The organism is Cobetia sp. AM6, from assembly GCF_009617955.1.
GTDB classification, from domain to species: Bacteria; Pseudomonadota; Gammaproteobacteria; order Pseudomonadales; family Halomonadaceae; genus Cobetia; species Cobetia amphilecti.
Genome location: NZ_AP021868.1, coordinates 2574238 through 2588786, shown reverse-complemented (window position 1 = coordinate 2588786; position 14549 = coordinate 2574238). Strand labels below are relative to the sequence as shown.

Sequence of the window (14549 nt, the reverse complement as noted above, 5' to 3'; positions counted from 1 at the left end):
CATGGCTCGCGATCTTGATCAGACAGTATTTGTCGCAGGCCATCGCGGTATGGTGGGGTCTGCCATCGTGCGTCACCTCCAGAAGCTTGGATACCGCAATATCCTGACGGCTAGCCGCGAAGAGCTGGATCTGCTAGATCAAGCCCAAGTGCAGGCTTATTTCAAGGCGCATGCCATTGATCAGGTTTACCTCGCAGCAGCCAAGGTCGGCGGGATTCAAGCTAATAACACGTATCCGGCTGACTTCATCTATCAAAACCTGATGATTGAAGCGAACATCATTCACGCTGCTCATCTGGCTGATGTGGACAAACTGCTTTTCCTGGGGTCTTCCTGCATTTACCCCAAGCATGCTGAGCAGCCGATGCGTGAAGAAGCGCTTCTTACTGGCACCCTGGAGCCTACCAACGAGCCGTATGCCATCGCCAAGATCGCCGGTATCAAGCTTTGTGAGAGCTATAATCGTCAGTTCGGGCGTGACTACCGCAGCGTGATGCCGACGAATCTTTATGGTCCACATGACAACTTCCACCCACAGAATTCTCATGTGATTCCTGCCTTACTGCGTCGCTTCCATGAAGCCAAGCAGCAAGGGGAAAAAGAGGTCGTTGTCTGGGGCAGTGGCACCCCGATGCGTGAGTTCCTGCATGTCGATGATATGGCAGCGGCCAGTGTGCACGTCATGGAACTCGACGATAGCATCTATCAGGCCAATACCTCACCGATGCTGTCTCATATCAATGTGGGGACTGGTGTTGATTGCACCATCCGCGAGCTGGCAGAGACAGTGCAGCGTGTTATCGGGTTTGAGGGTGAACTCACCTTTGATGCCAGCAAGCCTGATGGCACGCCTCGCAAGTTGATGGATGTTTCACGCCTCAAGGCATTGGGATGGGAAGCAAGCATTACCCTGGAAGAGGGGCTTGATGATGCCTATGGCTGGTTTATCGAAAATCAGGATCGCTTCCGTGGCTGAGCCTCATGCATGAGTTGCCAGCTATCACGCAGGGTGTTCTGGTCAAGTGAGAGCGGACACATTTTTAAGCCGCAGCAGCCAGTTCAATATCCCTCGGCGTTCGGTAGCCTAAGGTCGAGTGGAGTCGGCAGCTGTTGTACTCCATCTCGATATATTCGATCACATCTCGCCGTGCTGCTTGGCGGGTTCCATATCGCTGGTCAGCCAGCCACTCGCTTTTCAGTGAGCCGAAGAACCGCTCCATAACAGCATTGTCCCAGCAGTTTCCCTTGCGGCTCATGGAGGTCTGGAACCCGTGCCGATCCAGCGTGGATCGGTAGTCATGTGACGCGTACTGGCTGCCGCGGTCGCTGTGGTGGATCAATCTGCTCTTGGGTTGCCGGCGCCCTACGGCCATCTCCAAGGCGTCCAGAACCAACTGTGTGCGCATGTGGTCTGCCATCGCCCAACCAACAAGTTGCCGGTCGTGGAGATCGAGCACTGCCGCCAAGTAGAGCCACCCTTCCAACGTCCAGATCGCCGTGATATCGGCCACCCAGGCCCGGTTCGGTTCCGACACCAAAAACTGACGGTTGAGCAGGTTGGGCGCCACCGGGAGGCTGTGCTCACTGTCGGTCGTATGACGCCAGCGGCGCCGCTGCTTTGCTTCTACGCCGGCTTCCCGCATCAGACTCCGGGCCTGGTAACGGCCAACCTCGTAGCCACGACGTTGCAGCTCTTTGGCGATGCGGCGGCTGCCGTAGCTGCCTCGCTTCCGGCGGTGGATCTCTCTGACCTCACGGTGAAGGGCCTGGCGATGATCATCTGGGCCACGCCGTCGCCAGTCATAGAAACCACTCCGGCTGACCTGCATGACCCGACACAGCAAGGCCACTGGATAGGCGGCCTTCTCCGATTCGATGAACTGATATCTCAGCTCGATTCTTTGGCGAAGAAGGCCGCCGCCTTTTTTAAAATATCCTTTTCAATCTGAAGCTTACGAACCTCTTCGCGGAGCATCTTGATCTCGTCGTCGCGATCATCCGCGTGTTGGCTCGAGGCGCCTGAAGTCTGTTGACGTTGCTTGCGGCACCAACGGTCCAACAAGCTACGGTCAACTCCCAGGCGCCGAGCTGCCTCGGATACGGTATATCCCTGATCGCTCACCAGGCTCACCGCATCGGCCTTGAATTCATCGGAATACCGACGTCGAGTCTTCTTGGTCATGAACACCTCCATCGCCTCTATTATGAGGCTTATCGGGGTGTCCGCTCCAATTGGACCACTTCAGGGTTGGCTGAGCAGTGATGACTTTCGGCATATCGTATCGCATACACCGCTTGTCTCCATGGATTTTGTAATTACCAATCCTCAAGGCGAATGGTTATTGGGAGAGCGGCTGAATCGTCCGGCGCAGGGCAGTTGGTTCGTCCCTGGTGGGCGAATACTCAAGGGAGAAACTCTTGACGCGACTGCCCTGCGTTTGACTCAGGATGAGCTGGGTCAATCGGTACCGCTTTCAAGCATGTGCTTTCTCGGCGTCTATCAACATTTCTACATCGATAGCATGTTTGATGCCGAGATCTCGACACACTATATAGTGCTCGCTTATCAATTGAATATTGATATTGATCTCGCAACCTTGCCTCGCCAGCAGCACGGTGGCTACCAATGGTGGCCACCGGGCGCTATCGCACAAGACCAGAGAGTGCATGTCAATACCCGCGCCTACCTGCCAGCAGTAACACTCTGACATTTTCAAAAGGAATTACCATGATTACTCCCGTCATCATGGCCGGGGGCAGTGGCTCTCGGCTGTGGCCACTGTCACGTCAATTGAATCCCAAGCAGTTCCTGCCTCTCACCGGTGAAGGCAGCATGCTGCAGGAAACACTCAAGCGCCTTGAACCCCTTGATCATCGTGCCCCATTGCTGATCTGCAATGAAGAGCACCGTTTTCTGGTCGCAGAGCAAGTGCGTCAGCAAGGGGTATCTGACGCCCGTATATTGCTTGAACCAGAAGGCCGCAATACGGCACCTGCTATTGCTGTAGCCGCACTGCAAGCCATAGCGGAAGAGCCGGATGCGCTACTGCTGGTACTTGCGGCTGATCACCTGATCCGTGATGTCGAGAAATTTCATGAAAGTATCAGCCATGCGCAAACATTGGCTGAGGGAAATCATTTGGTCACGTTCGGGATCGTACCGACTCACGCTGAAACTGGATATGGGTACATTCAGCGTGGCGAAGGCCTCAATGACTTCGGTTTCCGCGTCAAGCGCTTCGTCGAGAAGCCCGACACCGATACCGCTGAAGATTACCTGGTCTCAGGTGGCTATTATTGGAACAGTGGGATGTTCCTCTTTTCTGCCAAGCGCTACCTGGAAGAACTGGAGCGCTTCCAGCCAGCCATGGTCGAGGCGTGTCGCGCGGCACTGGCTGGCGCGAGTCAAGATCTCGACTTCACGCGATTGGATGCGGAAGCCTTCAAGGCCTGTCCATCAGACTCCATCGATTATGCTGTGATGGAGCGAACTGAACAGGCGGCTGTTGTGCCACTTGAAGCAGGTTGGAGTGATATAGGCTCCTGGTCAGCGCTGTGGGACGTCAAGGAACATGATGCGCAGGGGAATGCCTGTCATGGGGATGTCATGCTTCACGATAGTCATGGCTTGATGGTGCATGCAGATCATCGCCTGGTGGCTACAGTCGGTGTTGAAGACTTGGTCGTGGTAGAGACCAAGGATGCTGTACTGGTCGCTCACAAGGACCGGGTGCAGGAAGTCAAGAAGATTGTCGAACGTCTCAAGCGCGAAGATCGACAGGAGCATATCAATCATCGCGAGGTTTACCGCCCTTGGGGTGTCTACGACAGTATTGATAAAGGCGATCGTTACCAGGTCAAATGCATTACCGTGAAGCCTGGCGCGAAACTCTCCGTTCAGATGCATCATCATCGTGCTGAGCATTGGATCGTCGTCTCTGGGACGGCGAAGGTTACCATTGGCGACAAGACTCAGCTTGTCAGCGAGAATGAGTCAACCTATATCCCGATCGGGCAGGTTCATGCGTTGGAAAACCCCGGCAAGATACCCCTGGAGCTGATTGAAGTTCAGTCCGGTTCTTATCTGGGCGAAGACGACATCATACGTTTCAATGATCGATATGGACGTACCTGATGGAGGATCAGTTGAAAATCTCCGTCGTGACGGCCTGCTTCAATAGTCAGGCCACGATAGGCGAAGCGATAGCCACACTGAAGCGTCAAAGCTGGGGCAATGTCGAGCATGTAGTCATTGATGGCGCCTCCAAGGATGATACTGTTGAGGTTGCGCGTAGAACCCTGGGCCCGGTCGATGTATTGGTATCAGAGCCAGACAAGGGTATCTACGACGCGCTCAACAAAGGTATCGTGAATTCGACAGGTGATATTGTCGGTTTCTTGCACTCTGACGATCTGTACGCGCATGACGAAGTCTTGTCACGTGTGGCTGACTGCTTTGAGGATCCTGAGATTGGTGCCGTATATGGCGACCTTCAGTATGTGAAAGCGGCCAATACTGCCCATGTCATTCGCCATTGGAAGTCGGGCAGTTTCAGCACTGGCAAGTTGAAATATGGCTGGATGCCACCGCATCCGACGTTTTTCATGCGTCGAGAACTCTATGAAGAGCTGGGGGGCTTTGATCTCGCTTACCGTATTGCCGGCGACTATGATGCATTGCTTCGCTATCTTGCCAGTGACAAGGTCAAGGTACATTACCTGCCTGAGGTTTTGGTGAAGATGCGTCTGGGAGGCGCCAGCAATGGTAGTTTGAAGCAGATCATCCGCAAGTCACGAGAAGATATATCCGCCATGATGAAGAATGGGGTTAATCCTGTGCTTGCGTTGCCTTACAAGAATTTATCCAAACTTCCACAGTTCATTATGAAAGGGTCGCAGTAAAGTTAGTGCTATCTTTTCGTGCTATATCTCAGGAAGTACGTGCTTGATTCAATTTGTCTCAGGGAACTTATTGTCACTTTTGTGGTTAGATAGAGACAGGATTTCTCGTGGCCTCAAGCACAAACGATAGTTGACACAGGATTGCAAATGAAAATTGCCATCGCAGGCACCGGCTATGTCGGCCTCTCCAACGCCATGCTGCTCGCACAGCATCATGAAGTGATCGCACTGGATATCGTGCCGGAGAAAGTGGAAGGGCTGAACCGTGGTGTCGCCCCGATTGAAGATGCTGAGATTGTCGAGTTTCTGGCACGTGGGGACCTGAGTTTCCGCGCTACCCTCGACAAGGAAGAGGCCTATCGTGGTGCCGATTTCGTGATCATCGCGACGCCGACGGATTACGATACCACCACCAACTACTTCAATACTTCCAGTGTTGAAGCGGTGATTCAGGACGTGCGCGACATCAATCCTGACGCGGTGATGGTGATCAAGTCCACCGTGCCGGTGGGCTACACGGCTGAGGCGCGTGAGCGTTTCAATACCGAGAATCTGATCTTCTCGCCGGAGTTCCTGCGTGAAGGCAAGGCACTGTATGACAACCTGCATCCGTCACGCATCATTGTTGGTGAGCGCTCCGAGCGTGCCGAGGTGTTCGCCGGGTTGCTCAAGGAAGGTGCCATCAAGCAGGGTGTCGATGTGCTCTTCACTGACAGCACCGAGGCAGAGGCCATCAAGCTGTTCGCCAATACCTACCTGGCAATGCGCGTCGCCTACTTCAACGAGCTGGATACCTACGCCGAATCACATGGCCTGGATGCCAGGCAGATCATCGAAGGGGTGGGGCTGGACCCGCGCATCGGCCAGCACTATCACAACCCGTCCTTCGGGTATGGGGGTTACTGCCTGCCGAAGGATACCAAGCAGTTGTTGGCCAATTATCAGGAAGTGCCCAACAACATGATCCAGGCCATCGTCGATGCCAACACCACGCGCAAGGACTTCATTGCGGAATCTGTGCTCAAGCGCAACCCGCAGGTGGTGGGGGTGTATCGTCTGGTGATGAAGTCCGGCTCTGACAACTTCCGCGCCAGTGCCATGCAGGGCGTGATGAAGCGCATCAAGGCCAAGGGGATTGAAGTTATCGTTTACGAGCCGGTGCTGGAAGAAGATACCTTCTTCGGCTCACGCGTCATGCGAGACCTAGGGGCGTTCAAGCAGGAAGCGGATGTCATCCTGAGCAATCGCATGGCGGAAGAGCTCGCCGATGTGGTCGACAAGGTCTATACCCGTGATCTGTTCGGCAACGATTGATCCAGAGCTCTGATTCTTGCTCGAAACGAAACGCCGCATCCTAGTGATGCGGCGTTTTCGTATGGGTTCACAGGCACGGGGGGAGAGGGATCAGGTGAAGACTTTCATGCTGCGCGCCTGATGCCAAGGTGAAGGGCAGTTGTGTCAGGCTATCCCGCTTATCAAGCTCACGATGGCGCTCTGCCGTATTCGGTTTAGTTGCCCGTATCACCGATTACATCGTCATCATTGGATCAGGAAGGCCAGGTATGCCGTCATTCACTTCTGCTGCGCGCTCGGATTCATCCGGTGTTGCTCGGTATTTTTCCCCTATGATCTCGCGCGCCGTTTCCTGCAGTGTCTTCCTGTTCGGCTTGCTCAGCCTGGTGATGCCTTCTGGCTATAGCATCGGGCCGGCATTGCTGGTGTTGATCAGTGGCTATTGTCTGTTGCGAGAGCCGCGCGCGCTGTTGGGGGCCGTCCACAAGGAAGACCTGTCGGTGATCGGCGTGGTGGCAGGCCTCGCGGCCCTGTTGCTGGTGAGCATCTTGCTGCAGGGGGATGCGTGGCAGACGACAGGCGTGCCTATCCGCCTGTTGCTGGCCGTTCCGGTGCTGTTGCTGGTGTTGTCGTGCCCACCCTCGCTCGGGGCCATGTGGGGCGGTTTGGTCCTCGGCAGTGTGCTGACCGGCAGTTGGGCGATGTGGCAGAAGCTGGTGTGGGGGTTGCATCGCGCAGGTGGCTTTACCAACACCATCAACTTCGGCGATATCTGCATGCTGATGGGGCTGATGTGTCTCGCGGGACCTGGCTGGGCGATGAGTCAGGTGGGAGCTCGGCGGCGCTATTGGTTGCTGGCGCTGCTGGTTGGCGGTGCGTTCGGCATCATCGGCTCGTTGATGTCGGGGACTCGCGGCGGTTGGATCGGCTTTCCCTTCGCGGCCTGGGTGCTGTATCGCAGTTATGGTGAGGTGATTTCACGCCGTGTGCTCAGGCTGGGCGTCTTCATGTGTGCTGGTGTGATCGCCTTGATGGTGATGACACCGGCAACCGGTATCCAGCAACGTGTCGAAGCTGGTGTCTCGGATGTCACGAAGTACGTGGAGGACCGCAATGCCGGTACTTCCGCGGGGGCGCGACTCGAGATGTGGCGGGGCGCCTTGCTGATGATTGCCGAGCAGCCTTGGCTGGGCAGGGGTGAGACGGGGTATGCCGATGCGCGCGATGCGATGATCGAACAGGGTGAGCTGAGCCGCCACGTGCAGGAGTATTCGCACCCCCATAACGAGTTTCTCGATGCGTGGGTCAAGCGCGGAGTGTTGGGGCTGCTTGCGTTGCTGGCCCTCTATCTGGTGCCGCTGCGCCTCTTCTATCGTTGCCTGGACAGTGACGACCTGACATTGCGCTCACTGGCTGTCGCCGGGGTACTGCTGCCGCTGACTTTCCTTGACTTCGGGATAACCTGGGTGATGTTTTCCCAGGCCAGCGGCGTGATGGTCTACGCCTTCTGGTTGGCGATCGTCTGGGGCACACTGCGCGCCCATGAGCGTGGCCTTGAGACACTACAGACACGCTGAGTATTTTGACCTGCGAAGGTGACGGGTCTACAGTACGCGCAAATTTGAGCAGTCGCTCACTAATATTGACGAGCGGTGAGGCGTGTTGCCTCGCTGATCAGGAGAATGGATATGCAAGACAAGCTCAAGATCGACATCGTCTCCGATGTGGTGTGCCCGTGGTGCATCATTGGTTACAAGCGCCTCGAGAACGCCATCCAGTCACTGGGCCTGGAAGACAGGGTCGAGATCGAATGGCAGCCCTTCGAGCTGAATCCGGACATGCCGGCGCATGGCGAGAACCTGCGCGCGCACTCTGAGCGCAAGTACGGCACCACGCCCAAGGGCAGTGTCGAGGCGCGCCAGAACCTCGCCAACCTGGCGGCTGAGGAAGGGCTGGTCTTCAACTACTTCGACGACATGCGCATGGTCAATACCTTCGAGCTGCACGTACTGCTCGAGTACGCCGCCGAGCAGGGCATGCAGCATGACCTGATGATGCAGTTCTTCGCGGACTTCTTCACGCTGCAGAAGGACATGTCGGACCGCGCCGTGATGGCGGACTCGCTGGCAGCGGTCGGGCTGGATGCCACGGAAGGGCTCGCGCAGCTCGATGACGCCGAGGCACGCGAGCAGGTCGTTCAGCACGAGAACCACTGGAAGCAGATGGGGATCTCCAGCGTGCCCACCTTCGTCTTCAACCGCCGCAGTGCCCTGAGCGGTGCTCAGCCCAAGGAAGTGTTCGAACAGGTGCTGAGTGAGCTAATGGCAGAGCAGTCTTGAGCCACTGATACCTGGCTTCGCCACTGACCCCTGTCGTGACAAAAACGCGGCCCCGCTGAAAAGCAGGGCCGCGTTTTTCGTTGTGGGGTGTGTCAGTCACTCAGAAGAGCACAGACATCCCCATCAAGAACGCTTGGGCGGATTGTTGCCACGTCCGCCTCCGGATGGGTTGCCGGTCGTGCTCGGCAGGTTCGGCGCTTTCGGAGCCGGGGTTTTGCGTGCTGGGGATTTGGAGGTAGTGGCTTGAGTCTTGGTCGTGTTTTTCATTGTGATAGCTCTCATTGAAGATGGTTTATTGGTCGACTTCAGATGCTTGTAGGCGACGCTTACTTGCAGGCTCCCTCGACGCGACAAGCGCATGAGGTAGGTACGTGACAAGCATGATCCTGACAACGCATTGCCTGTGATTCAGTGCCGCCGCCCGGATAGGCGCCAAAGTGCTTTTCATACAGCGCGACCGTCTGTGCAAAGGCATCCTTCAATTGCTGGTAGTCGTCTTCACCGTAGATGCCGAAGTAGGGATAGTGGTCAATGAAGCGACCGAATACCTGGTGGCAGTCTTCGCGGTAAGCACGCGTGTCCAGGATGTGCGCATGCCATAAGGCATCGACTTCCTTGCTGGGCACGAGTGAGACAGCAGGATAGAAGGCCTTCAGTGACAGGAAGCGGCGATACTCACGCTCCGCTTTATCCCAGGACTCGACTGTCATTTCGGCTTCACTGGAGGCCGTGTACTTGTGCTTCAGACGAGCAAAGTCGAGACGGCTGACATTGATGTCCAGTCCGTGGCGATCCACGAGGGGTTGGTTCAGAGAAACGATGGCATTCATGATCAAGACTCCTGTGAGGGGTGATTGCAGAACTTGATGTCCCGCCTTCGTTTCATCTCACGATCGAAGCTCTGACGACTGATCAAGGCACAGGGCTCATAGCCATTGGCGGTCAGCTGATAGAGCAGGCGCCAGGCATGGCCGATCTTGAAGCGCAGATAGCCTTTGCGGCAGCGCAGGCGTTTTCCGCCAAGTGATCGGTAGGGCGTGCCGTTGGCCATGGCTTGATCTATCTGGATGGCCTTGGACTGGTAACAGCTGCTGACCTCATGGGGACAGCGGGCGAGGATGGTATCGATGGTTGGCATGACTGGCTCCGTCTTGGTTGACGAAACCAGTATTTATTTGTGGATTCCACAACCCGCATGCTTCAGACATCTTTTTTGCGGAAGGTGTCCAGCAGTTCGTCGAAGGAGGTCGCATCCTCGTATCGTCGGATGATCAGCTTGCGATATTTCGCCAGGACCTCGTTGTCTGTCTCGATCGGGAGCGCTTGTTGATAGGCCTTTTCGAGATCACCACTCAAGTAGGCGGCCATCATGCTGTCCCCCTGGGAGAGGGCCGCCGTCTGAGCGGCTAGCCCCTTGAGAACATTCCCCTGTAGATGGCCCAGTCCCATCTGCGGTAGTGCATCGGCGAAAGGATTGGGCAGTTCCTCCGTCTTCAGGTCGGCATCTGGCAAACGCTCCAGCAAGTGGATCAATTCCTGGCGCAACAGGCCCAGCCCTGCCAGGGATTGTCGCTCGAAGAACAGCTCGCGTGCCCACTCGACCAGCTCGGTGCGCTTGGCTTTCTGCTCAAGGAGCTGAACGACGAGCTTTGGCTCACCGAAGATCCCCTGTAGCAGGATGGCGTTCCAGAGCAGGGTGACATCGTCGGGGTTGATACGTACTCGGTTCCGGCTATCACAGCCATGACCAATCGGTGAGTAATCCAGACGCAGGTGTTGCGTCTTGTTTCGATCAACCCTGCGAGAGACATCATCCTTGTGCTTGAGGGAGGGGCTCAGTGCACTGACAAGCGTCTTGATGGAGTTCAAGAGTTTGCCATGCCGACTGAGAGGCTTGCTCAACCCCACCTTGCGGCAGAGCAAGTCCTCGTACACGGAAGATATTTCGCGCCAGTTACCCTCGTCAGCTTCGCTCACAAGAGAACTCCAGCAAGTCATTGAGCGAGATGCGCTTGCTGTAATCTTCTGACATGTCCGCTATCTTTCGTGCCTGTGTGAACCAGTCTCTGGAATAACACCTGTCATGGCGACGGTACTCATCCAGAACGCCCATGCAGTAACCCGCCTGCAGGGCCTCTGACACGCTTGTCGTGACGCCAGCCAGTAGATTTTTCTCGTCTCTCTTGGCATAGATTCCGACCAGTTCATGACAACTCTGGATCAAGCGCTCCGAGCGGTCTCTGGCCTGAGTGGTTGGAGCCACAGTGAATGCCAGCGTGACTAGTAAGGCGCAAGATGTTCTGGTCAAGTGAGAGCGGACACATTTTTAAGCCGCAGCAGCCAGTTCAATATCCCTCGGCGTTCGGTAGCCTAAGGTCGAGTGGAGTCGGCAGCTGTTGTACTCCATCTCGATATATTCGATCACATCTCGCCGTGCTGCTTGGCGGGTTCCATATCGCTGGTCAGCCAGCCACTCGCTTTTCAGTGAGCCGAAGAACCGCTCCATAACAGCATTGTCCCAGCAGTTTCCCTTGCGGCTCATGGAGGTCTGGAACCCGTGCCGATCCAGCGTGGATCGGTAGTCATGTGACGCGTACTGGCTGCCGCGGTCGCTGTGGTGGATCAATCTGCTCTTGGGTTGCCGGCGCCCTACGGCCATCTCCAAGGCGTCCAGAACCAACTGTGTGCGCATGTGGTCTGCCATCGCCCAACCAACAAGTTGCCGGTCGTGGAGATCGAGCACTGCCGCCAAGTAGAGCCACCCTTCCAACGTCCAGATCGCCGTGATATCGGCCACCCAGGCCCGGTTCGGTTCCGACACCAAAAACTGACGGTTGAGCAGGTTGGGCGCCACCGGGAGGCTGTGCTCACTGTCGGTCGTATGACGCCAGCGGCGCCGCTGCTTTGCTTCTACGCCGGCTTCCCGCATCAGACTCCGGGCCTGGTAACGGCCAACCTCGTAGCCACGACGTTGCAGCTCTTTGGCGATGCGGCGGCTGCCGTAGCTGCCTCGCTTCCGGCGGTGGATCTCTCTGACCTCACGGTGAAGGGCCTGGCGATGATCATCTGGGCCACGCCGTCGCCAGTCATAGAAACCACTCCGGCTGACCTGCATGACCCGACACAGCAAGGCCACTGGATAGGCGGCCTTCTCCGATTCGATGAACTGATATCTCAGCTCGATTCTTTGGCGAAGAAGGCCGCCGCCTTTTTTAAAATATCCTTTTCAATCTGAAGCTTACGAACCTCTTCGCGGAGCATCTTGATCTCGTCGTCGCGATCATCCGCGTGTTGGCTCGAGGCGCCTGAAGTCTGTTGACGTTGCTTGCGGCACCAACGGTCCAACAAGCTACGGTCAACTCCCAGGCGCCGAGCTGCCTCGGATACGGTATATCCCTGATCGCTCACCAGGCTCACCGCATCGGCCTTGAATTCATCGGAATACCGACGTCGAGTCTTCTTGGTCATGAACACCTCCATCGCCTCTATTATGAGGCTTATCGGGGTGTCCGCTCCAATTGGACCACTTCAAGATGTGTATTTGTTGAATATGGACTTCACAGTGTGGGCTCCTTGAATGTATCACTCGTGTCAGCTTCTGCTTTCTCGGTGGCGCGTGTGTCCCCTTGCGCTTGTGGCTCATCCGTTGTCGTGGCGCGCCGGTTTGCAGTCGGTGCTGATAGGTAGAGTGCCACCAGCAGACTGGCATAAGTTGCCAATTTTACGAGCGGATCATCATCCAGAAGATGATTCCTTGGGAGATCTTCGTATTCTGACTGCCAGAGGAATATTTCACACAGGCCAATTACGACGAGCTCCACTACTGCCAGAATTCCGAGAGAGATCAGTAAGCGACTGGCCCCTCTCCAGAAGCCCGTCGAGAAATGCTGGCAGTAATTGACATGCCGCCACAGAAGCAAGCCCAGCAGTGCCATGAACGCCCATTCGAGTAGCGAAATATCTGCCAGGCCTTCACCGTATTCAAAGATGGCAAAGGGTAGCAAAGCCAGGATCATCAGGCCGATCAGCCAGAGCATGCCAGTCTTGATGGCATTCAATACCTGACAGAGAAATCGTGAGAACCCATTGTCGATCTTCCCTGTCAGGGAGAGACTTGTTGATTGTGACATCTTGCGTACATCCATGTAATTGCTGCGTGTATTGATACTTCATGGAGATGAGTCGTACACTCCGTTGTCCTAGACAGTCATATATCAACGCTGATTTGTAAGCCCTGTATAGATAATGTCGAGGAGTCATGGCAGGAGTTGTAACGATCATCTCGACCTGAATATACAGTATGTCGTAATCCGGTGCGGAATTTTTTGTTTGTCTTGGACAATAGTGGCATTCATTCCAAGATTGTTCTTTGTATGAGCGAGCAACGGAATCGGCCAGTCCATGGAAGGAGAAACAAGTTCGTGTTACTTCAGCAGTCTTACATTTAGATAATGCATTAAAGTTGAGGAATATAGCGGGCTCAGCAGGTTTACATGCGTATAAACGACACAGCCCCGCTGAAAAGCGGGGCTGTGTCGTTTATGGGGCATCGAATAGTTAGGGAGTCACAACCCCGCCTTGATATTGCTCAGTTGCTGCATGAGCGTGTCGAGGACGGCGTCTACCTGGGCTTCGGTATGCTCACAGGAGAGGAAGAAGCGCAGCCGCGCGCTCTTCTCTGGCACGGCGGGGTGCAGGATGGGCTGGACGTTGAAGCCTGCCTCGAACAGTTGGTTGGAGAGACGAGCGGCCACCAGAGAGCTGCCCAGTATCACCGGTACGACGGCAACGCCCAGGCTGTCGCCGACATCGAGCCTCAGTGCGCGGGCGCGCTTTAGGAAGTAGCCGGAGACGGCGTGCAAACGCGCGATGCGCTGCCTGGCATCGTCGCCCTGGAGCAGTTCGAGAATCTTCAGCGATGGCGCGGCGACCTGTGCTGGCATGCCCACCGAGTAGAGGAAGCCCGGCGCGAAGTAGCGCAGCATGCTGACCAGCTCCTTGCAGCCGGCGATGTAACCGCCGCAGCCGGACAGCGTCTTGCTCATCGTGCCCATCCAGATATCGACTTCATGCGCAGCGATGTCGAAATGCTCTCTCAGGCCGAGGCCGCGCTCGCCGAGCACGCCGAATGAGTGGGCTTCGTCAACCATCAGCCAGCAGCGGTATTTCTGCTTGAGGGCAATCAGGCGCGGTAGGTCCGGCACATCGCCGTCCATGCTGTAGAGGCCTTCGGTGACGATCAGTACGCGCTCGAACTTGCCCCGCTGGGCACGCAACAACGCCTCCAGCGCGTCCGGGTCGTTGTGCGCGAAGGGCATGCGGCGGGCGCCGGACAGCTGGGCGCCGACCAGCGAGCTGTTGTGGATCCACTCGTCATGCAGGATAAGGTCCTTCGGGCCGAGCAGATAACCCAGCGTGGAGACATTGGTGGCGTGGCCGCTGACGAAGACCACCGCATCCTCGACGTCGTATGTGCGCGCGACGGCGGCTTCCAGCTGCTGGTGGATCGGGCGCTCGCCGGAGACCGCGCGGGAGGCCGACACCGAGGTGCCATAGTGCGCGGCAGCGTCAGCGGCGGCCTTGACCACTTCCGGATGGCGCGAGTAGTCGAGGTAGTTGTAGCTGGCGAAGTTGACCAGCTCACGCCCCTCGATACGCGTCGTGGCGCCAGCACAGCCTTCATGCACGCGAAAGAAGGGCTCCGGCACGCCAAAGGCGGCACCGGCCTGCTGCATCATGCTGAGTTGCTGATAGCCGGGTTGGCGATCGAAACGCACGAAATCATCGCTGATCTGAAGCGGTTCAGCGCTCTTGTGGGCGAAGATATCCTCATCATTCGACTGCGTATTGGCCGGGCGAGTGCGGCGCGCACGCGCCTTGTCGAGCAGTTGCTGCTTCATGTCACTGGCGGATGAACCGGGGGAATTGCGGGTTGCCAAGAGTCGAGTTCCTTACACATGTGATGCTGACCCAAAAACGGGCGCAAGAGCCTTGGCTCTCCGCCCGTCGGGTATC

Annotated in this window: 12 protein-coding genes and 2 pseudogenes; 7 read left to right on the top strand and 7 right to left on the bottom strand. The window is 56.4% G+C overall.

Features of this window, described 5'->3' with window-relative positions; all coding sequences use genetic code 11:
• Position 1 precedes the first annotated feature (1 nt).
• Positions 2-976, top strand: coding sequence for a GDP-L-fucose synthase (fcl, locus tag CLAM6_RS10945; RefSeq protein WP_153636092.1), 975 nt, complete (start codon positions 2-4; stop codon positions 974-976).
• A gap of 64 nt (positions 977-1040) precedes the next feature.
• On the opposite strand, the pseudogene CLAM6_RS10940 reads toward fcl, so the two are convergent.
• Positions 1041-2182 (bottom strand): annotated as a pseudogene (locus CLAM6_RS10940) (IS3 family transposase).
• Between CLAM6_RS10940 and CLAM6_RS10935 the strand changes: the two are divergent.
• The 6 genes from CLAM6_RS10935 (at position 2181) to CLAM6_RS10910 (ending at position 8534) form a co-directional block, all read left to right on the top strand.
• Entirely contained in the window at positions 2181-2708 is a 528-nt protein-coding gene (locus tag CLAM6_RS10935) for a GDP-mannose mannosyl hydrolase (protein ID WP_197738669.1), read from the top strand. The pseudogene CLAM6_RS10940 and the gene CLAM6_RS10935 overlap by 2 nt on opposite strands.
• 20 nt (positions 2709-2728) lie before the next feature.
• Positions 2729-4135, top strand: coding sequence for a mannose-1-phosphate guanylyltransferase/mannose-6-phosphate isomerase (locus CLAM6_RS10930; RefSeq protein WP_153636091.1), 1407 nt, complete (start codon positions 2729-2731; stop codon positions 4133-4135).
• A gap of 11 nt (positions 4136-4146) precedes the next feature.
• Positions 4147-4902, top strand: coding sequence for a glycosyltransferase family 2 protein (locus CLAM6_RS10925; RefSeq protein ID WP_153636090.1), 756 nt, complete (start codon positions 4147-4149; stop codon positions 4900-4902).
• Between the two features lie 147 nt (positions 4903-5049).
• Complete coding sequence (locus CLAM6_RS10920) at positions 5050-6216, top strand: nucleotide sugar dehydrogenase (RefSeq protein ID WP_153636089.1); 1167 nt, start codon at positions 5050-5052, stop codon at positions 6214-6216.
• 248 nt (positions 6217-6464) lie between these two features.
• Positions 6465-7772, top strand: a complete 1308-nt coding sequence (locus tag CLAM6_RS10915) for an O-antigen ligase family protein (protein ID WP_153636088.1) — start codon at positions 6465-6467, stop codon at positions 7770-7772.
• Positions 7773-7883: 111 nt separating this feature from the next.
• Entirely contained in the window at positions 7884-8534 is a 651-nt protein-coding gene (locus CLAM6_RS10910) for a DsbA family oxidoreductase (protein WP_153636087.1), read from the top strand.
• 326 nt (positions 8535-8860) lie between these two features.
• Here CLAM6_RS10910 and CLAM6_RS10905 read toward each other — a convergent pair whose 3' ends face one another.
• The 6 genes and pseudogenes from CLAM6_RS10905 to CLAM6_RS10880 all read right to left on the bottom strand — a co-directional run bounded on the left by CLAM6_RS10905 (position 8861) and on the right by CLAM6_RS10880 (position 14434).
• A complete protein-coding gene (locus CLAM6_RS10905) occupies positions 8861-9364 on the bottom strand; it encodes a glycine-rich domain-containing protein (protein ID WP_153636086.1) in 504 nt (167 codons plus the stop codon).
• A 2-nt stretch (positions 9365-9366) separates the two neighbouring features.
• Positions 9367-9672 carry a ParE family toxin-like protein gene (locus CLAM6_RS10900; RefSeq protein ID WP_054557319.1) on the bottom strand — a complete coding sequence of 102 codons (306 nt, stop codon included), beginning with the start codon at positions 9670-9672 and terminating at the stop codon, positions 9367-9369.
• 62 nt (positions 9673-9734) lie between these two features.
• On the bottom strand, positions 9735-10511 hold the full coding sequence (locus CLAM6_RS10895; RefSeq protein WP_153636085.1) for a hypothetical protein: 777 nt from the start codon (positions 10509-10511) through the stop codon (positions 9735-9737).
• Between the two features lie 349 nt (positions 10512-10860).
• Positions 10861-12002: pseudogene (locus CLAM6_RS10890) on the bottom strand (IS3 family transposase).
• An 89-nt stretch (positions 12003-12091) separates the two neighbouring features.
• Positions 12092-12679: a hypothetical protein gene (locus tag CLAM6_RS10885; protein ID WP_153636084.1), complete on the bottom strand. Its 588-nt coding sequence runs from the start codon at positions 12677-12679 to the stop codon at positions 12092-12094.
• A 420-nt stretch (positions 12680-13099) separates the two neighbouring features.
• Positions 13100-14434 (bottom strand): aminotransferase class I/II-fold pyridoxal phosphate-dependent enzyme, encoded by a 1335-nt coding sequence (locus tag CLAM6_RS10880; protein ID WP_153636908.1) that lies wholly within the window; start codon positions 14432-14434, stop codon positions 13100-13102.
• Between the last annotated feature and the right edge of the window lie 115 nt (positions 14435-14549).

Excerpts from the sequence above, each read along its gene's own strand:
- fcl (WP_153636092.1), top strand. The coding sequence starts at position 2 with ATGGCTCGCGATCTTGATCAGACAGTATTTGTCGCAGGCCATCGCGGT.
- CLAM6_RS10935 (WP_197738669.1), top strand. The coding sequence starts at position 2,181 with ATGAACACCTCCATCGCCTCTATTATGAGGCTTATCGGGGTGTCCGCT.
- CLAM6_RS10930 (WP_153636091.1), top strand. The coding sequence starts at position 2,729 with ATGATTACTCCCGTCATCATGGCCGGGGGCAGTGGCTCTCGGCTGTGG.
- CLAM6_RS10920 (WP_153636089.1), top strand. The coding sequence starts at position 5,050 with ATGAAAATTGCCATCGCAGGCACCGGCTATGTCGGCCTCTCCAACGCC.
- CLAM6_RS10915 (WP_153636088.1), top strand. The coding sequence starts at position 6,465 with ATGCCGTCATTCACTTCTGCTGCGCGCTCGGATTCATCCGGTGTTGCT.
- CLAM6_RS10910 (WP_153636087.1), top strand. The coding sequence starts at position 7,884 with ATGCAAGACAAGCTCAAGATCGACATCGTCTCCGATGTGGTGTGCCCG.
- CLAM6_RS10905 (WP_153636086.1), bottom strand. The coding sequence starts at position 9,364 with ATGAATGCCATCGTTTCTCTGAACCAACCCCTCGTGGATCGCCACGGA.
- CLAM6_RS10900 (WP_054557319.1), bottom strand. The coding sequence starts at position 9,672 with ATGCCAACCATCGATACCATCCTCGCCCGCTGTCCCCATGAGGTCAGC.
- CLAM6_RS10885 (WP_153636084.1), bottom strand. The coding sequence starts at position 12,679 with ATGGATGTACGCAAGATGTCACAATCAACAAGTCTCTCCCTGACAGGG.
- CLAM6_RS10880 (WP_153636908.1), bottom strand. The coding sequence starts at position 14,434 with ATGAAGCAGCAACTGCTCGACAAGGCGCGTGCGCGCCGCACTCGCCCG.